20 protein-coding genes are annotated in these 21651 nt (G+C 62.2%); 9 read left to right on the top strand and 11 right to left on the bottom strand.

All coding sequences use genetic code 11. The features are described from left to right. Positions 1–157: 157 nt before the first annotated feature. Positions 158–826: a pentapeptide repeat-containing protein gene (locus HX851_RS34405; RefSeq protein WP_177064229.1), complete on the top strand. Its 669-nt coding sequence runs from the start codon at positions 158–160 to the stop codon at positions 824–826. Positions 827–850: 24 nt separating this feature from the next. Here the strand turns inward: HX851_RS34405 and sixA are convergent, their stop codons facing one another. The 3 genes from sixA to HX851_RS34390 are packed head-to-tail and all read right to left on the bottom strand — an operon-like array spanning position 851 to position 2679. After that, complete coding sequence (gene sixA / locus HX851_RS34400) at positions 851–1300, bottom strand: phosphohistidine phosphatase SixA (RefSeq protein ID WP_177057631.1); 450 nt, start codon at positions 1298–1300, stop codon at positions 851–853. Next, positions 1297–1632 carry a DUF4389 domain-containing protein gene (locus HX851_RS34395; RefSeq protein ID WP_177057632.1) on the bottom strand — a complete coding sequence of 112 codons (336 nt, stop codon included), beginning with the start codon at positions 1630–1632 and terminating at the stop codon, positions 1297–1299. Before HX851_RS34395 ends, sixA begins: the two co-directional genes overlap by 4 nt. A 21-nt stretch (positions 1633–1653) precedes the next feature. Continuing rightward, positions 1654–2679: an NAD(P)H-dependent glycerol-3-phosphate dehydrogenase gene (locus HX851_RS34390; protein ID WP_017127988.1), complete on the bottom strand. Its 1026-nt coding sequence runs from the start codon at positions 2677–2679 to the stop codon at positions 1654–1656. A gap of 200 nt (positions 2680–2879) precedes the next feature. Between HX851_RS34390 and HX851_RS34385 the strand changes: the two genes are divergently transcribed. The 5 genes from HX851_RS34385 to fabB all read left to right on the top strand — a co-directional run bounded on the left by HX851_RS34385 (position 2880) and on the right by fabB (position 9833). Beyond that, complete coding sequence (locus HX851_RS34385; RefSeq protein ID WP_177064228.1) at positions 2880–5006, top strand: TonB-dependent receptor plug domain-containing protein; 2127 nt, start codon at positions 2880–2882, stop codon at positions 5004–5006. Positions 5007–5029: 23 nt separating this feature from the next. Next, positions 5030–5956: an ABC transporter substrate-binding protein gene (locus HX851_RS34380; protein ID WP_177057705.1), complete on the top strand. Its 927-nt coding sequence runs from the start codon at positions 5030–5032 to the stop codon at positions 5954–5956. Beyond that, on the top strand, positions 5953–7848 hold the full coding sequence (locus tag HX851_RS34375) for an ATP-binding protein (RefSeq protein ID WP_177057634.1): 1896 nt from the start codon (positions 5953–5955) through the stop codon (positions 7846–7848). Before HX851_RS34380 ends, HX851_RS34375 begins: the two co-directional genes overlap by 4 nt. Before the next feature lie 237 nt (positions 7849–8085). Continuing rightward, positions 8086–8601 carry a 3-hydroxyacyl-[acyl-carrier-protein] dehydratase FabA gene (fabA, locus tag HX851_RS34370; protein WP_017127984.1) on the top strand — a complete coding sequence of 172 codons (516 nt, stop codon included), beginning with the start codon at positions 8086–8088 and terminating at the stop codon, positions 8599–8601. Between the two features lie 11 nt (positions 8602–8612). Further along, the gene (fabB, locus tag HX851_RS34365; protein ID WP_177057635.1) at positions 8613–9833 is read left to right on the top strand and encodes a beta-ketoacyl-ACP synthase I; all 1221 of its coding nucleotides are present in this window, start codon (positions 8613–8615) and stop codon (positions 9831–9833) included. A gap of 192 nt (positions 9834–10025) precedes the next feature. On the opposite strand, the gene HX851_RS34360 is transcribed toward fabB, so the two are convergent. After that, positions 10026–11654, bottom strand: coding sequence for a methyl-accepting chemotaxis protein (locus HX851_RS34360; protein ID WP_177057636.1), 1629 nt, complete (start codon positions 11652–11654; stop codon positions 10026–10028). A gap of 245 nt (positions 11655–11899) precedes the next feature. Between HX851_RS34360 and HX851_RS34355 the strand changes: the two genes are divergently transcribed. Then, entirely contained in the window at positions 11900–12316 is a 417-nt protein-coding gene (locus tag HX851_RS34355; RefSeq protein ID WP_177057637.1) for an OsmC family protein, read from the top strand. Positions 12317–12376: 60 nt separating this feature from the next. Continuing rightward, positions 12377–13246 (top strand): pirin family protein, encoded by an 870-nt coding sequence (locus tag HX851_RS34350; protein WP_177057638.1) that lies wholly within the window; start codon positions 12377–12379, stop codon positions 13244–13246. Positions 13247–13467: 221 nt separating this feature from the next. On the opposite strand, the gene HX851_RS34345 is transcribed toward HX851_RS34350, so the two are convergent. The 4 genes from HX851_RS34345 to HX851_RS34330 form a co-directional block, all read right to left on the bottom strand. Then, the gene (locus HX851_RS34345; RefSeq protein WP_177057639.1) at positions 13468–14196 is read right to left on the bottom strand and encodes a dienelactone hydrolase family protein; all 729 of its coding nucleotides are present in this window, start codon (positions 14194–14196) and stop codon (positions 13468–13470) included. Between the two features lie 65 nt (positions 14197–14261). Further along, positions 14262–16166: a molecular chaperone HtpG gene (gene htpG, locus HX851_RS34340; RefSeq protein WP_177064227.1), complete on the bottom strand. Its 1905-nt coding sequence runs from the start codon at positions 16164–16166 to the stop codon at positions 14262–14264. Positions 16167–16254: 88 nt separating this feature from the next. Beyond that, positions 16255–16710: a PaaI family thioesterase gene (locus HX851_RS34335; RefSeq protein WP_177057641.1), complete on the bottom strand. Its 456-nt coding sequence runs from the start codon at positions 16708–16710 to the stop codon at positions 16255–16257. After that, entirely contained in the window at positions 16707–17183 is a 477-nt protein-coding gene (locus tag HX851_RS34330) for a PaaI family thioesterase (protein ID WP_177057642.1), read from the bottom strand. The genes HX851_RS34335 and HX851_RS34330 overlap by 4 nt, the downstream gene beginning before the upstream one ends. 164 nt (positions 17184–17347) lie before the next feature. Between HX851_RS34330 and HX851_RS34325 the strand changes: the two genes are divergently transcribed. Next, complete coding sequence (locus tag HX851_RS34325) at positions 17348–17593, top strand: hypothetical protein (RefSeq protein ID WP_177057643.1); 246 nt, start codon at positions 17348–17350, stop codon at positions 17591–17593. Positions 17594–17765: 172 nt separating this feature from the next. Here HX851_RS34325 and brnQ read toward each other — a convergent pair whose 3' ends face one another. The 3 genes from brnQ to sucC all read right to left on the bottom strand — a co-directional run bounded on the left by brnQ (position 17766) and on the right by sucC (position 21545). Further along, on the bottom strand, positions 17766–19079 hold the full coding sequence (brnQ, locus tag HX851_RS34320; RefSeq protein WP_177064226.1) for a branched-chain amino acid transport system II carrier protein: 1314 nt from the start codon (positions 19077–19079) through the stop codon (positions 17766–17768). A 418-nt stretch (positions 19080–19497) separates the two neighbouring features. Continuing rightward, positions 19498–20379 (bottom strand): succinate--CoA ligase subunit alpha, encoded by an 882-nt coding sequence (gene sucD, locus HX851_RS34315; protein ID WP_008032672.1) that lies wholly within the window; start codon positions 20377–20379, stop codon positions 19498–19500. Continuing rightward, positions 20379–21545 carry an ADP-forming succinate--CoA ligase subunit beta gene (gene sucC, locus HX851_RS34310; RefSeq protein ID WP_007919879.1) on the bottom strand — a complete coding sequence of 389 codons (1167 nt, stop codon included), beginning with the start codon at positions 21543–21545 and terminating at the stop codon, positions 20379–20381. Before sucC ends, sucD begins: the two co-directional genes overlap by 1 nt. Positions 21546–21651 lie beyond the last annotated feature (106 nt).

The raw sequence follows: 21651 nt of genomic DNA, 5'->3' as shown, positions 1-21651 counted from the left end.
AACGATAGGCAGCCTTTTTCGAAGCTTGATCCCTGTCCGCAGCCCCCGAACACCGCCGGCACAGACACCGGTATCGCCCGCACCGCCGGCGAGCACGCACCGGCCGTCCTTGCCAGGCGCCTTTGCGGCACCGGTTTTTTCAACCCTCGAACAGCATATGGCCGCCCTGGGACTCAAGGACAACCTGGCGTCGGCGCAGGCCTTCCTCGGCACCATCCCCGATCTGCGCCGCTATCCCCTGGGTGAGCTGCTCAAGTTGATGGTGGCCTGCACCTGCCGTTTTCCCGGCATCCTGCAAAGCTGGGATGGCGTGCCGCTGGCAGGTGGCGGACGGGTGTCGCTGCATGTGGAAAAGAAGCTGTTCGACCTGCGGGTACCGTCCACGCTGTCGCCGTCACTGACCCGGGCAATGAAGTTGTGTGCCCTGAATATCGCGGCAAGCGGTCGATACACGGCGGACTCGCTGCCCTTCCACGACATCGATGCCCGGCTGCCGTTCAGGCACTGGCGCAAGGACGCCATCTGTCAGGCGCTACGCACACTGCAAGTGACCAACGTCAATATGACCGGGGTCGACCTGAGTGGCGGCGACCTGGCGGGGGTGCGGTTTTTCGGCCAGTACCACGGGGCGGACTTCACGGCCGCCAATCTCAAGGGTGCCCTGTTGTCGAGTGGCTTCAAGGGCAACAACTTCAATCATTGCGACCTGCGCCACGCGATGTTCTCGGGCTACTTCGAGCGCTGCACTTTCAAAGGCGCCAAGGTCAACACGATGACCTTGAAACAGGCGAGGACCGAACTGATCGGGGCGGTGCTGACGCCGTGAGGCACGGCGTCGCCCGCGAGTCCTCTACGGATGGCGAACGCTGTTGAGGGTCATGGCGCCGGCCAGCGGCCAATCGCCTTCCAATTCCGCCAGGCTGGCGGTGCTCATAGGCTGCGCGGTGCGCAGATGGCCGTCTTCGAGCAAGCCGATCAGGCTGCCCACCAGCGGTTGATGGCTGACCAGCAGCAGGTTGTCGGCTGTATCCAACTGCTCCAGCACTCTCGAAGGATGGCTCTCGGGGGTCAGCCAGGGCACCGTGATGATCTCCGGTTCGAAACCCAGGGCATCGCGCACCAACTGCGCGGTCTGTTGGGCACGGACATAGGGACTGGCATAGATCGCCGTCAACGGCTGGCCGATCAGGTGCGCGGCGCTGCGCAGCACTTCCTGGCGGCCATGGGCGGTCAGGTTGCGCTCGGCGTCGCTACGCACCTGAGGCTCTGCTTCACCATGACGCAGTACCCATAACTTCATAGCTTGGGTTCCTCGTCACGAGCCGGGTGCGGGGCCGGCGGCACGCTGTGGGGAGCTTCCCCTTCGGGCGCGCGGGGTGTCGGCCAGTCGGCGAACGGCCAGGGTTTCTGGTCGCTGTGGAAGCTGCCGAAACGCCCGATCTGGGCAAGGTACTGGCTCAGGCTGTCACCGAAATTCATCAGGTTGCCGCTGGGCGCGCCGTAGACCAGCCGGTAGATCAGTTGCACCAGCACCAGGGCGCCGAGGATGAATTGCGCGACCTGCCAGACCAGCAGGAACAGCAGCATCCACACCACGCGCAACACAATGGATTCGTACTTGGCTTCGTTCATGTCTTGCTCCTGTCCGGTGGATCAGTTGAAACCGCTGGTGGAAATGAAATCGACGTCGGTCTTCGGTTCGCCGCGCATCAGCAGGGCGATCACCTGGTCGAGGGTACGCCCTTCGAACAGGATCGCATGCAACCCGGCCACCAGCGGCATATAGACCCCCAGTTCCTGGGCCTTGGCCTTGAGCACCTTGAGGGTATTGACCCCTTCGGCCACTTCTCCCAGGCGGGTCACCGCGTCTTCCAGGCTCAAGCCCTGGCCCAGGGCGAAGCCGACCTGGTAGTTGCGGCTCTTGGGCGAGGAGCAGGTGACGATCAGGTCACCGACTCCGGCCAGGCCGAGGAAGGTCATCGGGTTGGCGCCCTGGCTCACGGCAAAGCGGGTCATTTCCGCCAAGGCGCGGGTAATCAGCATGCTCTTGGTGTTCTCGCCCATGCCCAGCGCCACCGCCATGCCGGCGATGATCGCGTAGACGTTCTTCAGCGCCCCGCCCAGTTCGACGCCAAAGCGGTCGGCGCTGGCATAGACGCGGAAAGTCCGCCCGTGCAGCGCGGCCTGGACCCGGGTGCAGAGTTCTTCGTCTTCGCTGGCGACCACGGTGGCGGTCAACGCATGCTCGGCCACTTCGCGGGCCAAGTTCGGCCCCGACAACACGCCGATCCGTGCTTGCGGGGCAATGTCTTCAAGGATTTCGCTCATCAGCTTGAAGGTCTGCGCCTCGATCCCCTTGGTCAGGCTCACCAGCAACTTGCCGCTCAATTGCCCGGCATGGGGCGCCAACACACTGCGCAAGGCGCTGGATGGCAGGGCGACAAAGAACAGCTCGCAGCTTTCGAGGGTGGCGGCCAGGTCGGTGACCGGCTCGACCGCCGGGTGAATCTTGATGCCCTTGAGGTAACGCGGATTCTCACGATTGACACGAATGGCCTCGGCCTGTTCAGGGTCGCGCATCCATTGGCGTACCCGATGCCCGTTCTCGGCCAGCAGATTGGCCACGGCGGTTCCAAAACTCCCGCCTCCCAGGACCGCGATAGGGTGCTGTTCAGTCATATGCAATCCGTTTATACCAATGGCGATGGCCGCATTATACGGAGCCGCCCGGCGGCAGCCAGTCCCAAACGCATTCGACGCAAAGGGCTCTGACACAAGGATTTGTCCGATTTTGCAGACAGAATGCAGGCCCCGTGCCATGGCAAACCCGCGCGGCTCGGTTAACATGCGCGGCTATTATCTGTTATCAAGGCTGAGCCGTGTACTTTGGCCCTCCCACCACCCGCTCCTCCGTGCTCCTGGCGCTGTTGTTCAGCAGCCCGGTGCTGGCCGACGACCTGTTCCTGGAAAACCAGCCGCTGCCCGAGGTATTGACCGCCACGCGCCTGAAACAATCCCCGGCCTCGGTACCCGGCAGCATGACCGTGATCGACAACGAACTGATCAAGGCCAGCGGTGCCCGGGATATTGCCGAACTGCTGCGCCTGGTGCCGGGCATGATGGTCGGCTACACCAACGGCAACCAGGCGGCGATCAACTACCACGGCACCGACGCCGCCAACGCCCGGCGCATGCAGGTGCTGATCGACGGTCGCTCGGTCTATCGGGCCGGACTGGCGACGGTGGACTGGAGCGATATCCCGGTGGCCATAGAGGATATCGAGCGCATCGAAGTCTTCCGGGGTCCGAACACCGTCAGCTACGGTGCCAACGCGCTGATGGCGGTGGTCAACATCCTCACCAAGTCGCCCGGCAGCACCCACGGCTCGCGCATCAAGGTCACTCGCGGCGAACGCGGCATCAATGACTGGTACGCGAGCGAGGGCACCGGCTGGGAAACCGGCGACCTGCGCCTGTCGATGTCCGGCCAGCAGGACGACGGCTTCGACAGCGATCGTGTCGGCGCCGACTACCGCGACAGCCGGCGCCTGAATCGCTTCAACCTGTCGGTCAGCCAGATGCTCAACGAGAGCCAGAGTATCGACTGGCAGTTGAATGCCAAGGAAGGCACCAACCAGCGGCCGTATACCTACCAGGCGGTGTTCCCCGGTATCCAGGAGGCCGGCGACAACTCCGATGTGGTGGCCAAGGACTATGCCGGCTCCCTGCGCTGGAACCTGGATATCAGCCCGCAGCACAGCCTCTACATCCAGGGCTCGGCCCAGCACTGGGATCGCCAGCAGGTCTGGCGCGCGTGTGATGCGAAGGTGTCGTTCAGCCCACAGTTGACGCAGTTGTGGCAGCTCAATCCCAATTACGCGGAGAAGCTGGCGCGCGGCATGACCAACTACAACGTGGGCAGCCCGCCGGCAGGGAGCTCTTCGGAGCAGGCCTTGGCCAACCAGGTCCTCGACCAGTGGTACAACCAGGGCGGCAAGGACACCGTCTGCGGCGATATCGACCAGAGCACCCGCGAAACCCGCTACGACCTGGAGCTGCAGGACACCCTGAGCCTGTCGGACAGCCTGCGCCTGGTCAGCGGCATGAACTATCGTTATGACCGGGCAGACTCCGAGACCTACTTCAATGGCACCGTCGACGACAACACCTGGCGCCTGTTCGGCCAGCTCGAATGGCGCGCCAGTGAACACTGGTTGCTCCAGGGCGGCGCCATGTACGAAAACGCGCAACTGACCGGCGACTCGCTGACCCCGCGGTTTGCCGTCAATTACCTGATCAATCCGCGTCATGGCCTGCGTGCCGTGTATTCCGAGGCGATCCGTTCGCCGGACATGTTCGAGAACAACGTCAACTGGAGCTACCGGGTCACCAATCTCGACTCGCCGACCTATGGCCAGACCAGCGGCCAGTATTTCGTCAAGACCCGTGGCCCGGGCAACCTCGACAAGGAGCGGATGCGCTCGCGGGAACTGGGCTACAACGGCTTCTTCACGGATATCGGACTGAGCGTCGACGTGAAACTGTTCTACGACGAAATCACTTCGATGGTCAGCTCACCGCTGCGCAACAACCAGTACATCGCCAGCAACGCCAACAGCGCCCGCTTCAGCGGCAGCGAAACCCAGCTCGACTGGCACCTGAGCGCCGCCGACCGGCTGCGCCTGACCTATGCCTATGTCGATACCCAGGCCAGCAACCCCACCGACGAACAGTTCACCGCCCGCAACAGCGGCTCCGCCGGCTGGATGCGCGACTGGGGCGCGGGCTGGTCGAGCGCGTTGTTCTATTACGGTGATGACGCGATCAATCAGTACAGCTTCCAACGGGTCGACCTGCGGGTCGCCAAGCGCATTCCCTTGCGCAAGGCCAGCCTGGAACTGTCCGGGGTCATGCAGCAGCGCCTGGATGACCAGCCCGTCACCTGGCCCGACAACAACTACGACCAGCGCCATGTGTTCTACTTCAGCGCCGAGCTGGAATTCTGAGCATGGACGACCGTCAGTCAAGGATGACATCGGCCTGCGGCGCCTGGCTCGGCAAGCTCGCAAGCGGCCTGCTGGTACTGTTGATGGCGCTGCTGATGGTGATGGCCCAGGCCAGGGCCGCCGACGTATTGCTCACCGGCGCCGAAGACAGTTCCGGCGTGCAGGCCTTTACCGGTGCCCTGGCGCAACAGCGCCCCGAGGATCGGATACGTTTCGTGCCCTTCACGCAACTGCCGCCGCCGAGCCAGCTACCGCCAGGTACGCGCCTGATCCTGCTCGACCCGCCCAGCCTCGACTGGCGCCTGGGCGACCGCCAGGGCCCGGCCACCCTGGTCTTGCGCATCAGCCGCCAGCAAGCCCGCCAACGCCTCGGGGAACAACTGCCGAACCAGCTCAGCCTGCTCTGGAGCGACCCACCGCCCTCGCGGCAACTGCACCTGATCAACGCGGTGTTGCCGCAGGCACGGCGGGTCGGGGTGCTGTATGACGATGACAGCGAATTCCTCCTGGCGGAACTGCGCCAGGCCGCCCGGCCGCTGGGACTGGAAATCGTGCCACAGCGCTGGGACGACACCGCCGACAGCCGGCCCCTGCAAAACCTGTTGCGCGGCAGCGACGTATTGCTGGGCATCGACGATCCGACGCTGTACAACCCGAAGACCGCAAAAAACCTGTTGCTCAGCAGCTATGCCCGACAACTGGCGCTGATCGGGCCGAACGCCGGTTTCGTCAAGGCCGGCAGCCTGGCCAGCAGCTACAGCGACCAGAACGACTGGCTGGCGATCCTCGACAAGCTGCTCGACCAGCCCCCCGCCAGTTGGCCACGTACGCTCTACCCGTCGCGTTTCAAAATACTGAGCAATCCGCAGGTTGCCCGCTCGCTGAGCCTTGAGCCGATCGACGAAGTCTCGATCGCCACCCGGCTGGCCGAAGGAGAATCCCGTCCATGACCCTGCGCCGGCATTGGGGCATCAACGCCCGTACCCAGATGATCAGCCTCGGCCCGGCCCTGCTGCTGACCCTGTTGCTGATCAGCTTCTTCACCTTTGTGCGGATCCAGGACCTGCGCCAGGAACTCAATCACACCGGCCAGTTGATCGCCAACCAGTTGGCGCCCGCTACCGAGTACGGCGTCATATCCGGTAACAATGAAGTGCTCGAAAGCCTGATGAAGGCCAGCCTGACCACGCCGCACGTGCGTTTCCTCGAAGTCCAGGACCGCAGCAACAACATCCTGGTGTATGTCGAGCAACCCACGGAAAGCCATAGCCGGGCCCAGCAGGTCGAAGTATTCCAGGCCCCGGTGCGCCTGCAACGCATCCAGCTCGACAGCGATTTCCTGCAAGGGACCAGCGGCACCGCCATGCCGGCGGGCGAGGATTACCTGGGGCGGGTGATCGTCGGCATGTCCAACGACGCCTTCAACCAGCGCCAGCAGGAGATCCTGCTCAAGGCCGGGATCCTGGCGCTGTTCGCCCTGCTCTTCACCTTCCTCCTCGCCCGCCGCCTGGCGGGGAACCTGTCGCAGCCGATCAGTGCCATGGGCCACGCGGTCAAGGCCATCCAGCAGGGCGACTACAAGACCCCGCTGCCGGTGCCGGATGACACCGAGCTCGGCGATCTGGCGCGGCATATCAACAACCTCGCCACCGGCCTCGAACAAGCCAGCCGCGAACAGCACCAGGCCATCGCGCAGTTGATCCAGACCCGCGAGGAGGCGGAACGGGCGAACAATGCCAAGTCCGACTTCCTGGCCATGATGAGCCATGAACTGCGCACCCCGATGAACGGCGTGCTGGGCATGCTGCAACTGCTCGAAACCACGGAAATGACTGAGGAACAGGCCGAGTACGCGACCCTCGCCTCGGAGTCCACCGAGCACTTGCTCAAGGTCATCAATGACATCCTCGATTTCTCGCGGATAGAGCGTTCGGCCCTGGAACTGGAACATATCCCGTTCGGCCTCGGCGAGCTGATCAGCAGCTGTGCCCAGGCCTTCCAGCACAGCGCCGTGCAACGCGGGCTGCAACTGAACCTGCAGCTCCCGGCGGACCTGCACCACCTGCAGGTCAAGGGCGACCCGACACGGATCCGGCAGATCCTCGTCAACCTGATCGGCAATGCGCTGAAATTCACCGAGCACGGCAGCGTCAGTATCGAGCCGGCCTGGCAGGGCCTGGATGACGAGGTGATCTGGTTCAGTTGCACGGTGCGCGACAGCGGCATCGGGATTTCCGCCGAACGGCTGGAACTGATGTTCGATGCCTTCCAGCAGGCCGACAGCTCGATCTCCCGGCGTTATGGCGGCACCGGCCTAGGCCTGCCGATTGCCCGGACCCTGGCCGAGCGCATGGGCGGCACCCTGCACGCCCGCAGCGAAGAGGGCCAGGGCTCGGTGTTCACCCTGGAAATCCCCCTGGCGCTGTACCGCCAGGTCGAGCCGGAGGCCTTGCCGCAGCTGCTCGCCGGCCACGGTGAAGGGCGCAAGGTCCTGCTGGTGGAAGACAACCCGGTGAACCAGACCGTGATCGAAGCCATGTTGCGCAGCCTGGGCTTCGAGGTCAGCCTGGCCCATGACGGCATCGAGGCCGTCGAGCAGGCGAAAGGCGGCGACTTCGCGGCGATCCTGATGGACTGCCGGCTGCCGCTCGTCGATGGCTACGAAGCCACCCGGCAGATCCGTCAACTGCCCGACGGCGCACAACTGCCGATCATCGCCCTGACCGCCAATGCCTTGCAAGGCGACCGCCAGCAGTGCTTGCAGGCCGGCATGGACGATTACCTGGCCAAGCCCTTCAAACGCACGGATCTACAGCAGATTCTCCGGCGTTGGGTACCCTGAATACCACGTGTGACTGGCGTGAAAGACGAAAGTGCGGCAGTCTTAGGCACCCAAACGAGCCATGAAACCGGCTTGAATAATAATTTCAGTGCACAAGTGTACATTCATGTCCCTTGTGCTGTGACTTTCACTACAACGCAATAGTCTATGAGTAGGCTGTCGATTCGAGGCATGAAGGCTTCGATCGGCCGGGAAGATTTGCCCCACCCTGCCGCATGGGATTATTGAGGAGCTCGCATGACCAAACAAAACGCCTTTACCCGGGAAGATCTGCTTCGCTGCAGTCGCGGTGAGCTGTTCGGCCCAGGTAACGCGCAACTGCCCGCCCCGAACATGCTGATGGTGGATCGCATCACCCATATCAGCGAAGAGGGTGGCAAGTACGGCAAAGGTGAATTGGTCGCCGAGCTGGATATCACCCCGGACCTGTGGTTCTTCGCCTGCCATTTCGAAGGCGATCCGGTGATGCCGGGCTGCCTGGGCCTCGATGCCATGTGGCAACTGGTCGGTTTCTTCCTCGGCTGGCAAGGCCTGCCGGGCCGCGGCCGTGCGCTGGGTTCGGGCGAAGTGAAATTCTTCGGCCAGGTCCTGCCGACCGCCAAGAAAGTCACCTATAACATTCAGATCAAGCGCGTCCTCAAGGGCAAGCTGAACCTGGCCATCGCCGACGGTTCGGTGACGGTCGACGGTCGCGAGATCTACACCGCCGAAGGCCTCCGGGTCGGCGTTTTCACCTCCACTGACAACTTCTAAGGGTTATCCGCATGCGCCGCGTCGTTATCACTGGTCTGGGCATCGTTTCGTGCCTGGGCAATGACAAAGAGACCGTCTCCGCTAACCTGCGTGCAAGCCGCCCTGGCATCCGCTTCAACCCGGAATATGCCGAAATGGGTCTGCGTAGCCAGGTTTCCGGCTCCATCGACCTCAACCTCGAAGAACTGATCGATCGCAAGATCTATCGCTTCGTCGGCCACGCGGCGGCTTACGCCTACCTGGCCATGAAGGACGCGATCGCCGACTCCGGCCTGACCGACGAGCAGGTTTCCAACCCGCGTACCGGCCTGGTAGCCGGCTCCGGCGGCGCATCGACCCTGAACCAGATGGAAGCGCTGGATATCCTGCGCGAAAAAGGCGTGAAGCGCGTCGGTCCCTACCGCGTGACCCGCACCATGGGCAGCACCGTTTCCGCGTGCCTGGCCACGCCGTTCAAGATCAAGGGCCTGAACTACTCGATCTCCTCCGCCTGCGCCACCAGTGCCCACTGCATCGGTACCGCGCTGGAGCAGATCCAGATGGGCAAGCAGGACATCGTCTTCGCCGGTGGCGGTGAAGAAGAGCACTGGAGCCAGTCGTTCCTGTTCGACGCCATGGGCGCCCTGTCCACCCAGTACAACGAAACCCCGGAAAAGGCCTCCCGCGCCTACGACGCCAAGCGTGACGGTTTTGTCATCGCCGGCGGCGGCGGCATGGTCGTGGTCGAGGAGCTGGAACACGCCCTGGCCCGCGGCGCGAAGATCTACGCCGAAATCGTCGGCTACGGTGCGACGTCCGACGGCTACGACATGGTTGCGCCAAGCGGCGAAGGCGCCGTGCGCTGCATGCAGATGGCCATGGCCACCGTTGACGGCCCGATCGACTACCTGAACACCCACGGTACCTCGACGCCGGTCGGCGACGTCGCGGAAATGAAGGGTGTGCGTGAAGTCTTCGGCGACAAGGCCCCGGCCATCAGTTCGACCAAGAGCCTGTCGGGTCACTCCCTGGGCGCCGCCGGCGTTCACGAAGCCATCTACTGCCTGCTGATGATGGAAGGCAAGTTCATTGCCGGTTCCGCCAATATCGACGAGCTGGACCCGGAAGTCGCCGACCTGCCGGTGCTGACCAAGACGCGCGAAAACGTCGAGTTGAACAACGTGATGAGCAACAGCTTCGGCTTCGGTGGCACCAACGCCACCCTGGTCCTGAAGCGCTGGCAGGGCAAGTAGGCCCAGCCTGATCGCACGATGAAAAACGCCCCGACTGGTTCGGGGCGTTTTTTTGTGCATCGGAACAACAACTCCCAGTGGCGAGCGGGCTTGTGTGGGAGTGGGCTTGCCCACGAAGAGGTCAGTGGAGTACTGAAAACTTCGGGGGCAAGCCCCCTCCCACAATGGCTCCGCCACAGAGCAGAGTGTTCCTTAGACCGAAAAGCGCGCCACCAGGGCATTGAGGTCCACTGCCAGCCGTGACAGCTCCTGGCTCGCCGCGCTGGTCTGGTTGGCCCCGGCCGAGGTCTGCAAGGCCAGGTCACGGATATTCATCAGGTTGCGGTCCACTTCCCGCGCCACAGCCGCCTGTTCCTCCGAGGCGCTGGCAATCACCAGGTTGCGTTCGTTGATCAGGGTGATCGCCGCGGCGATCTCGTCCAGGGCATCGCCCGCGGCCTTGGCCACTTCCAGAGTCGAACGGGCCCGGCCATTGCTTTTCTGCATGGCGCCGACCGCCTGCTCGGTGCCATGCTGGATCGCTCCGATCATCTGCTCGATTTCCTGGGTCGACTGCTGGGTCCGGTGGGCCAGCCCGCGCACCTCATCGGCCACCACGGCGAAGCCACGCCCCGCCTCCCCCGCCCGGGCCGCCTCGATGGCTGCGTTCAGCGCCAGCAGGTTGGTCTGCTCGGCCACCGAACGGATCACCTCCAGCACCTTGCTGATGCCATGGATCTTCTGCGCCAGGTCCTCGACCTGCAGCACATTACCGCTGACGTCATCGGCCAGGGACTCGATGGATGCCACCGCCTGGCGCACCTGCTCGCGGCCATGCTGGGCGATCCGGTCGGACTCGCGCGAGGCCTCGGACGTCGCCACCGCATTGCTCGCCACCTCTTCCACCGCCGCCGTCATCTGGTTGACCGCGGTGGCCGCCTGTTCGATCTCCAGGCTCTGCTGGTGCAAGCCACGGGTGGCATCCTCGGTGACACAACTGAGTTCCTCGGAGGCGGAGGCCAACTGGCTGGAAGAATCGGAAATCTGTCGGATCGTCTCCCGCAGGTGCTGCTGCATGTCCCTGAGCGCCGCCTGCAGACGTGCCGGCTCGTCGTGGCCGTCGACGTCGATCACCGCGGTCAGGTCGCCGGAGGCCACCACTTCGGCCACCCCCAGCGACTGCGCCAGCGGCAGGACGATACTGCGGGTCAGCAGCAGCGCCAGGCCGACAGTGATCAGCGCGGTCAGGGCAATCATCCCGGCAACCCAGATCCGCGAACGACTGAATACCGCCTCGGCCAGGTTCGTGGCCTGGGTGGCGCTGTGCTTGTTGAGTTCCACCAGATCATGCAGGGTCGCGGCCATTTCATCGGCCAACTGGTTCATCTCGCCGTTGACGATACGCACCGCGTCTTCGAGCCGACCTTCTCCGGACAGGGCCACGACCTGCTGCTGGCGCTGGAGGTATTGCTGTTCGACGCTCTTGAAACGCTCGAACAGTTCATGTTCCCGGGGCAACGACATCAACGCCTCGTAGCGCCCCTGCGCCTTGCCCAGGCCATTTTTCAGGTCATTGAGCTTGGCTTCGTTCTCCGTCAGGGCCTGGGGATCGCGGTTGATCAACAGACGCAGGGTCAGCGCGCGGATCCGCAGCAGATCCTGGCTGATCTCGCCGACCGTCATCACACTGGGCAACCAATTGACTTCCACCGCTTCGGATTGCTGGCGCATATTGCCCATCTGCAACAGGGCAAAACCACCCAACAGGCACACCATCAACGCCAGCAGGCCAAATCCCAATCCCGCCCTTGGCGCTATGTTCAGACTCCGGATACTGCTCATCGATTCGCTTCCCTTCCCAGCACTTCATCCAAAAAACGCTGCATTGGTCATGCAGCACGCCGCCCTTCAACGGTAGAGGCATTTGCCGTATTTGCGTTAGACGAAAGCGTGATATCAAAACGCCCAGGAAGTCCGATGTGCGTTGCGCAATGGGGCGCGCACGCTAAAAAAGCTGAACACCGTCCCGAGGGAGTGTTCTATAAGGTTCAGGGTCTTTTCCCGTCACACTCTCCATGAGGCTTGTCATGACCATCACCATCAACACCGAATCGAGCGAAGGTTTTCGTCACAGCGTGCAGATCGATGATCATCAGTTGTTCGCCGATGTGCCCAGGACCGCCGGAGGCGAAGGCTCCGCACCGGAACCCCACGACTACTTCGATGCCGCGCTGGGGGCGTGCAAGGCCCTGACCCTGAAGCTCTACGCCCAGAAGAAAGGCATCCCGCTGACCGGCGTCACGGTGGAGGTCAAGCGCGACAACAGCCAGGAACAGAAGGGCAAATATGGCCTGCTGGTCAAGCTCACCCTCAAGGGCGTGCTGAGCGACGCCCAGCGCGACGAGTTGCATAAGGTCGCCGATCGCTGCCCGATCCACAAATTGATGACTACCAGCGAAGTCAGCATCGAAACCCTGCTCTCCGAAGGCGCCTTCAGCCAGTAAGGGCAACGGCGAAAAAGCGGGTTATGCTCTGCGCATTGCCCGCCGAGCCTGGAAGCCCCCATGAACACACCGCTGGTGATCCGCCCTCGCGCCGAGGATGTCGAAGGCCAACCGATCCTGCGCCCCCTGCCCTCGGCCCAGTGCCGCAGCGTCGGACCCTTCGTGTTTTTCGACCATATGCTGGAAACCCGCTACCCACCGGGCAGCGGCATGAATATCCGGCAGCATCCGCATATCGGCCTGTCGACCCTGACCTACCTCTTCGAAGGCGAACTGCTGCACAAGGACAGCCTCGGTTCCGACCAGCGGGTAGGCCCCGGCGCAGTGAGCTGGATGACCGCCGGCAGCGCCATTGCCCATGTCGAACGTACACCGGCCGAACTGACGGCCAGTGGTTCCACCCTGCATGGCCTGCAGGTCTGGCTGGCATCGCCGAGGACGCATGAACAGGGGCTGGGGCACTACAGCCATCACCCCGCGGCCAGCCTGCCCACCAGCGACAACCTGGGGGTCAGGATCCGCCTGATCGCCGGCAGCGGCTTTTGCCTGACGTCACCGGTGCCGGTGTTGTCGCCCACGGTATATGCCGAGGTGTGGATGGACACGGCGACCACCCTGTTGATCCCCGATGAACATGAGGAACGGGCGCTGTATGTGCTGGAAGGTGAAGCCGAGCTGGACGGTGAGCCCTTGGAAGCGCGCAGCCTGGTGGTGCTGGCAGGCGGGGAAAGCCCCACGTTGTTCGCCGCGGGTGAGTGTCACCTGGTGGTGATTGGCGGGGCGCCGCTGGATGGGCCACGGCGGATGAACTGGAACTTCGTCGCCAGCGATCCGACATTGATCGATCAGGCCCGGACACGCTGGGCGGCCGGGGACTGGCCGACGGTGCCGGGGGAAAGCGAGCGGATCGAATTGCCGACCCGCCTCTAGCGGGCGCCGCAAAACCTGTGGGAGCCGGCTTGCCGGCGATGGCGGCGGTGAATTTATAGATCGTTCCCACGCTCCGCGTGGGCATGCAGCCCGTGACGCTCCGCGTCACAACAGCGGACGCAGAGCGTCCAGAGAGGCGTTCCCACGCGGAGCGTGGGAACGATCAACAACCTGTAGGAGTCGGCTTGCCCGCGAAGAGGCCCTCATGGCCGCAACAAGGCTCAGCCCTTGAACACTTCTTCCAGCAGGTTATGCATCGATACGAAGGCGCGGCTGGCGGTCTTCGCGTCGTACATCATCTTGCCCGGCACGTTGGCATGCGGATCAGTGAACGAGTGCACCGCGCCGCCGTAGCTCAACAATTGCCAATCGACACCGGCGGCGTTCATCTCGTCTTCGAATGCCGGCAGTTGTTCCTTCGCCACCAACGGGTCGGAAGCGCCGTGCAGCACCAGGACCGAGCCCTTGATGTTGCGCGCATCCGCCGGGTTCGGCGTATCCAGTGTGCCATGGAACGAAACCGCCGCTTTCAGCGGCGCGCCGGTACGGGCCAGCTCCAGCGAGCAGCAACCGCCGAAGCAGAAACCGAAGGTCGCCAGCTTCGAGGTATCCACCGCCGCCAGGCCCTGCCCCTGCAGCGCTTCGAACGCGGCCTGCATGCGCTTGCGCAGCTCGGCCCGGTCGTTCTTCAACGGCATCATCGCCGCACCCGCCTCGTCGCCGTTCTGTGGGCGAACCGACTGGCCATAGAGGTCGGCGATCAGCACCACATAGCCTTTGCCAGCCACGGCCTCGGCAATCTTTTCCGCACCAGCGCTGACACCCATCCAGTTGGGTGCCATCAACAGCCCCGGGCGCGTGCCCTGGTGACTGGCGTCGAAAGCCAGGCGGCCCTCATAGGACTGGCCATCAATCTGATAGACCACAGAACTCACAGTGATTTGGCTCATTGCACACTCCGCAAGGACATCTGGAAATTAAAAAACCCGCCGAAGCGGGTTTTTCTACAGCGTGATCAAACCGACAGTTCAACCAGCAGCTTGTTCAGTCGACGCACATAGGCCGCCGGGTCCTTCAAGCTGTCACCGGCCGCCAGGGCCGCCTGGTCGAGCAGGATATGGGACAGGTCGCCGAAGCGGTCCTCGTCCGGCTCGGCATCGAGCTTCTCGATCAATGGGTGGGTCGGGTTGAATTCGAAGATCGGCTTGGAATCCGGAACCTTCTGCCCGCTGGCTTCGAGGATCTGGCGCATCTGCAGGCCCAGGTCCTGCTCACCGATGGCCAGGATCGCCGGCGAGTCGGTCAGGCGGTGGGAAACCCGCACTTCGCTGACGGCATCGCCCAGGGCGGTCTTGAGGCGCTCCACCAGGCCTTCCTTGGTCTTGGCGACCTCCTCGGCAGCCTTCTTGTCCTCTTCCGAGTCCAGGTTGCCCAGGTCCAGGTCACCCCGTGCCACGTCGACAAAGCTCTTGCCGTCGAATTCGTTGAGGTAGCTCATCAGCCACTCGTCGATGCGATCGGTCAGCAGCAGCACTTCGATGCCTTTCTTGCGGAAGACTTCCAGGTGCGGGCTGTTCTTGACCTGGGCGTAGGTTTCGCCAGTCAGGAAGTAGATCTTGTCCTGGCCTTCCTTGGCGCGTGCCAGGTACTCGGCCAGGGACACCACCTGCTCGCCTTCTTCGCCCTGGGTGGAGGCGAAACGCAGCAGACCGGCGATTTTTTCCTTGTTGGCGAAATCCTCGGCCGGGCCTTCTTTCATGACCTGGCCGAAGTTCTTCCAGAAGCCCTTGTATTGCTCGGGCTCGTTCTTCGCCAGTTTTTCCAGCATGTCGAGGACACGCTTGGTCAACGCCGACTTCATCGAGTCGATGATCGGGTCTTTCTGCAGGATTTCCCGCGAAACGTTCAGGGACAGGTCGTTGGAGTCGACCACACCCTTGATGAAACGCAGGTACAGCGGCAGGAAGGACTCGGCCTGGTCCATGACGAAGACACGCTGGACATACAGCTTGAGGCCTTTCGGCGCTTCGCGCTGGTACAGGTCGAACGGTGCACGGGCCGGCACGTAGAGCAGCGAGCTGTATTCCAGCTTGCCTTCGACCTTGTTGTGGCTCCAGCTCAGCGGGTTCTCGTAGTCATGGGCGATGTGCTTGTAGAACTCCTGGTATTCCGCATCCGCAACCTCGGTGCGCGGACGGGTCCACAGGGCACTGGCGCGGTTGACGGTCTCCCACTCCAGCGCCAGCTTCTCTTCCCCTTCGGCGGCCGCGGCTTCTTTCGGCAGCTCGATCGGCAGGGCGATATGGTCAGAGTACTTCTTGATGATGTTGCGCAGGCGCCAGCCATCGGCGAACTCGTCTTCAGCGGACTTCAGGTGCAGGACGATGCGGGTACCACGATCAGCCTTCTCGACGGTGGCGACTTCGAACTCGCCCTCGCCCCTGGAAGACCAGTGCACGCCTTCGCTGGCCGACAGGCCGGCACGGCGGCTGAACACTTCAACCTGGTCGGCGACGATAAAGGCCGAGTAGAAGCCCACGCCGAACTGGCCGATCAGGTGCGAATCCTTTTTCTGGTCGCCCGAGAGGTTCTTCATGAAATCGGCGGTGCCCGACTTGGCGATGGTCCCCAGGTGGGTGATCACATCGTCGCGGCTCATGCCGATACCGTTGTCTTCGAGGGTGACGGTCTTGGCGTCCTTGTCGAAGCTCACACGGATTTTCAGTTCGGCGCCACCTTCCAGCAACTCAGGCTTGGACAGGGCTTCGAAACGTAATTTGTCGACAGCGTCGGAGGCGTTGGAGATCAATTCGCGAAGGAAGATTTCCTTGTTGGAATACAGCGAATGGATCATGAGGTGCAGCAATTGCTTCACCTCGGTCTGGAAGCCCAGGGTTTCCTTTTGAGTTTCCACACTCATGGTCATCAAACTCCAATTGGATGGCAGTGGCCGCTCCCGGAGGGTTGGCGGCGGGTTGTCATCAAAGTTGGGGGCTATGGTGGGGATTTCAAGTGCCCGGCAACGTTTCCTCGATCTTGAAGTGGGCTCGCGCGGTGGCAATCGGCTCCGCCTCGGTGCTCTGCCAGGCGGTAATGGCGACATTCGCCACCCGTCGGCCCTGGCGACAGACCTGGCATTTGGCATAGGTATCGCGAAACTGCCCGGCGCGCAGGTAGTCGAGGGAGAAGTCGATGACCTTGGGCACTCCGGGCGAGCCGGTGAAGACCAGCAGGTGCAGCGCCGCTGCCAGTTCCATGAAGCCGGCGATGACACCGCCATGGATCGCCGGCAACAAAGGGTTACCAATATTGTCCTTGCTCGCCGGCAGGCGGAACAGCAACTCGTCCCCCAGCCGGGAGCATTCGATGCCGATCAGCTTGGCATAGGGAATCCGTTGCAGGAGCTGGCCGTAGTCGCCTTGCTGGTGCGCCTGCTGGAGCAGGTCCTTGAAGTCGCTGCTCATGCCGCCCCTACGCCGATCGAGCCAGCGAAGCGCTGGGTGCCCTTGATGCCCTTGCCCATGCGCATGAAGGTGCCGACCACATGGGCGATGGGGTTGGCGGGATCGTCCTGATAGGCAAAACCACGGGCAAAGATGATGTCGCGGGTGACCCGATAGCATTCGGCGAAGCCGTAGACGTCCTGCTGGGGTTGCGCGGGGTGCATGTAGTCGATCCGCAGGTCGAGGGTCGGACAGACTTCGAACTCGGGCAGGACGCACAAGGTGGCCATGCCGCAGGCGGTGTCCATCAGCGATGCAAGGGCGCCGCCATGGATCACGCCGGTCTGCGGGTCGCCGACGATATGCGGGCTGTAGGGCAGGATCAGGGTCAATCCCCGAGCATCGGCGCTGTGCAGGGAAAGCCCGAGAACCTGGCAATGCCTGAGTGCACCGAGAAAGCGCGTGGCGCGCTCAAAAACGGGGTTTTGGCTCATGTAATGACACATCTCATATGAATAGCGGCGACGATAGAATCGGCACAATTGGCAAAAGTTCCGCACCCGAAATAGTTATATATCTTTGCAAATCAAGGAACTTAACCCTTACGGGCGAGTTCGAACGGCCAGTAGTAACTATTTCCACAAAGGAGCAATACCCCATGCGTAAGACTTTAGCTATTGCCTTGATGCTGACCGCTTCTCTGGGTCTCGCTGCCTGCGATAAAAAATCAGAGGACAAAGCTCAAGACGCAAATCAACACGCCGAGCAAGCTCAGCAAAAAATGAACGAAGCTCAGGATAAGGTGAACGATGCTGCGAAGGAAAACGCCGAAGCCGCCAAAGCTCAGGCTGAATCCAGCAAAGCGGCTGCCGAAGAGCAATCCAAGGAAGCCACCGGCTCCTGATTGCCCCGGAGGTTCTTGCAAGGACTCACCGGCAAAAACCTTCACGCAAAATAAAACCCGCTTTGTGCGGGTTTTATTTTGCCTGGTGCCTGTATTGATCGTTCCCACGCTCCAGCGTGGGAATGCAGCCCGTGACGCTCTGCGTCACAGAAGCGGACGCAGAGCGTCCATGTCAGGCGAGCGCTTCGCTGCGTTTGCCGAGCATACGGTCGATCACCACGACCACCGCCAGCATGATCACCGAAGGCACCAGCCAGGCCAGTCCCTGCTCGCTCAGCGGCAAATGGGACAGCTGCGCAGGCATCCAGTCCGCCAGACCGGCGCCCTTGAGCGCATCGACCATCCCGAACAGGAACGCCACCAGCATCACCGGCCCGACGATACGCCCCTGGGAGTGCCAGAACGACTGGCAGAAGCTCAACGCCACCAGGGCGATGCAGGGCGGATAGATCGCCGTCAGCACCGGAATCGAGAACGCGATCAGCTTGGTCAGCCCCAGGTTCGACACCAGCAGCGAAAACGCCGCCAGGATGATCACCAGGCTCTTGTACGACAGCGGCAACACACGGCTGAAGTACTCGGCGCAGGCACAGGTCAGGCCGACCGCCGTCACCAGGCAAGCCAGGGAAATCAGCACCGCGAGGAAACCGCTGCCCAGTGAACCGAAGGTATGTTGCACATACGCATGCAGTACCGCCGCACCGTTGGTGGCACCGACCGCCACTTCATGGCTGCCCGAGCCCAGGCGGAACAGGCTGATATACACCAGCGCCAGGCCGATACCGGCGATCAGTCCGGCGATGATCGCGTAGCGGGTGATCAGGCGCGGCGACTCGACCCCACGGGAGCGGATGGCATTGACGATGACGATACCGAACACCAGGGCACCGAGGGTATCCATGGTCAGGTAGCCATTGATAAAGCCCTGGGAAAACGGCGCCGCCACGTATTCAGGCGTGGCGACACCGATATCCCCCGCCGGCAAGGCAAACGCGGCGATACCCAGTACCGCCAGGGCAATGATCTTCAGCGGGGCGAGAAAGCGCCCGACGGTATCCAGCAGGCGCCCCGGGTACAGGGAGATGAAGAACACCAGCAGGAAATACACCGAACTGTAGAGGAACAGCGCCAGCGGACTTTCGCCGGTCAACGGCGCCAGGCCGACTTCAAAGGACACGGTCGCGGTCCGTGGCGTGGCGAACAACGGGCCGACCGCCAGGTAGCAGACCGCCGCCAGCACACCGCCAGCGAGCTTGCCGATCGGGCTGCTCAAGGCGTCCATGGCGCCGCCGACCTTGGCCAGGGCAACCACGGTGATGACCGGCAGGCCGACCGCGGTAATCAGGAAACCCAGCGCCGCCAGCCAGACATGGGGCCCGGACTGCAGGCCGACGATAGGGGGGAAGATGATATTGCCGGCCCCGACGAACAGGGCAAACGTCATAAAACCAAGTGCCAGGATGTCCTGGCCTTTCAACACTTTCATTTAAGGAAATACCACACTGCTGAATCGGAATTTAGAGAGGGATTTCCCGTGGGGTGAGGGAAATGCTGTCGACCCGTTTGAGGTTGACCCGTTTAGCGCGCCGATCCCTTTTGGGGAGCAAGCGCAAAATGGCTGCCAGACTAACGAATTTGCGCGGAAAACGCACTGTTAGAGGGCGCGTTGTCCGATAAGCGACACTTCCCTGTCGCGTTTTCGTATGAAATTGGTGCAGCCTGTAGTGATACCTTCGCGGGCAAGCCCGCACACACAGTGTCCGCGTCGTACACATAAAATCTGTGGGAGCGGGCTTGCCCGCGAAGAGGCCAGCACAAACGACACAGGCCTTTCCCCTACCCACAAAGCACAAAGGCCACCCGAAGGTGGCCTTTGCTGGTGGAGCGTCAGCTAAGCGCGAGGCTTACTTGACAGCCCAACCGGTCAGCTCGGCCAGGGCCTTGCCGATGTCTGCCAGCGAACGCACGGTTTTCACGCCTGCGTCTTGCAGAGCAGCGAACTTCTCGTCTGCAGTGCCTTTGCCGCCAGAGATGATTGCGCCAGCATGGCCCATGCGCTTGCCCGGAGGAGCAGTCACACCAGCGATGTAGGAAACAACCGGCTTGGTCACGTGAGCCTTGATGTAGGCAGCCGCTTCTTCTTCAGCCGAACCGCCGATCTCACCGATCATGACGATCGCTTCGGTCTTCGGGTCTTCCTGGAACAGCTTCAGGATGTCGATGAAGTTCGAACCCGGGATCGGGTCACCGCCGATGCCGACGCAGGTCGACTGACCGAAACCGGCGTCAGTGGTCTGCTTCACAGCTTCGTAGGTCAGGGTGCCGGAACGGGAAACGATACCGACCTTGCCTGGCAAGTGAATGTGACCTGGCATGATGCCGATCTTGCATTCGCCTGGAGTGATCACGCCTGGGCAGTTAGGGCCGATCAGGGTGATACCCAGTTCGTCGCACTTAACTTTGGCGTCCAGCATGTCCAGGGTAGGAATGCCTTCGGTGATGCAGACGATCAGCTTGATGCCGCCGAATGCCGCTTCCAGGATCGAGTCCTTGCAGAAAGGAGCTGGAACGTAGATCACGCTGGCGGTGGCGCCAGTGGCTGCTACAGCGTCTTTCACGGTGTTGAACACTGGCAGGCCCAGGTGCTCGGTGCCGCCTTTGCCCGGAGTTACGCCACCGACCATCTTGGTGCCGTATTCGATGGCTTGCTGGGTGTGGAAACTACCTTGCGAACCGGTAATACCCTGGCAGATAACTTTGGTGTCTTTATTGATCAGGACGCTCATTACTTGCCCTCCGCAGCTTTGACAACTTGTTGAGCAGCGTCGGTCAGGCTGGTAGCAGCGATGATGTTCAAGCCGCTTTCTGCCAGTACTTTAGCGCCCAGTTCAGCGTTGTTGCCTTCAAGGCGCACAACAACCGGGATTTTCACGCCGACTTCTTTCACTGCACCGATGATGCCTTCGGCAATCATGTCGCAACGAACGATGCCGCCGAAGATGTTGACCAGTACTGCAGCGACGTTGGTGTCGGACAGGATGATCTTGAACGCTTCGGTTACGCGTTCCTTGGTAGCACCACCGCCCACGTCGAGGAAGTTGGCTGGCTTGCCGCCATGCAGGTTGACGATGTCCATGGTACCCATGGCCAGGCCGGCACCGTTGACCATGCAGCCGATGTTGCCTTCCAGGGCTACGTAGTTCAGTTCGAACTTGGCAGCGTGCGCTTCGCGCGGATCGTCCTGGGACGGATCGTGGAAGGTTTTCAGCTTGGGCTGACGGTACATGGCGTTGGCGTCGATGTTGATCTTGGCATCGAGGCAATGCAGATCGCCGTCAGCCTTGATCACCAGCGGGTTCACTTCCAGCAGGGCCAGGTCGTGATCCTTGAACAGCTTGGCCAGACCTACGAAGATCTTGGCGAACTGGGCAACCTGCTTGCCTTCCAGACCCAGCTGGAATGCCAGCTCGCGACCCTGGAATGGCTGGGCGCCAACCAGTGGATCGATAGTGGCCTTGAGGATTTTCTCAGGGGTGTCATGTGCGATTTTCTCGATGTCCACGCCACCTTCGGTGGAAGCCATGAACACGATGCGACGGCTCGAACGGTCAACGACAGCGCCCAGGTACAGCTCTTTAGCGATATCAGTGCACGATTCAACCAGGATCTTGGTGACAGGCTGGCCATTGGCATCAGTCTGATAGGTCACCAGACGCTTGCCCAGCCACTGCTGTGCGAAGGCTTTAGCGTCTTCTTTGCTGCGAACCAGCTTGACGCCGCCCGCTTTACCGCGACCACCGGCGTGAACCTGGGCTTTGACAACCCACTCGCTGCCGCCGATTTTGTCGCAAGCTTCTGCTGCTGCTTCCGGGGTGTCTACCGCGTAACCGGTGGATACTGGCAGGCCGTATTCAGCGAACAGCTGCTTACCCTGATACTCGTGAAGATTCATGCTTTTTACCGTCTTCGTTAGGTACTGCGCGTTCGGTGCTGCACTGATTGCAGTGCCGCACCACCTGTGACTGCTGCTTGCGTCGCTATCCGGTCGCCCGGCGAAA

Source organism: Pseudomonas gingeri (assembly GCF_013385635.1).
Classification (GTDB): domain Bacteria; phylum Pseudomonadota; class Gammaproteobacteria; order Pseudomonadales; family Pseudomonadaceae; genus Aquipseudomonas; species Aquipseudomonas gingeri_A.
This window is presented reverse-complemented; position numbering and strand designations above follow the sequence as displayed.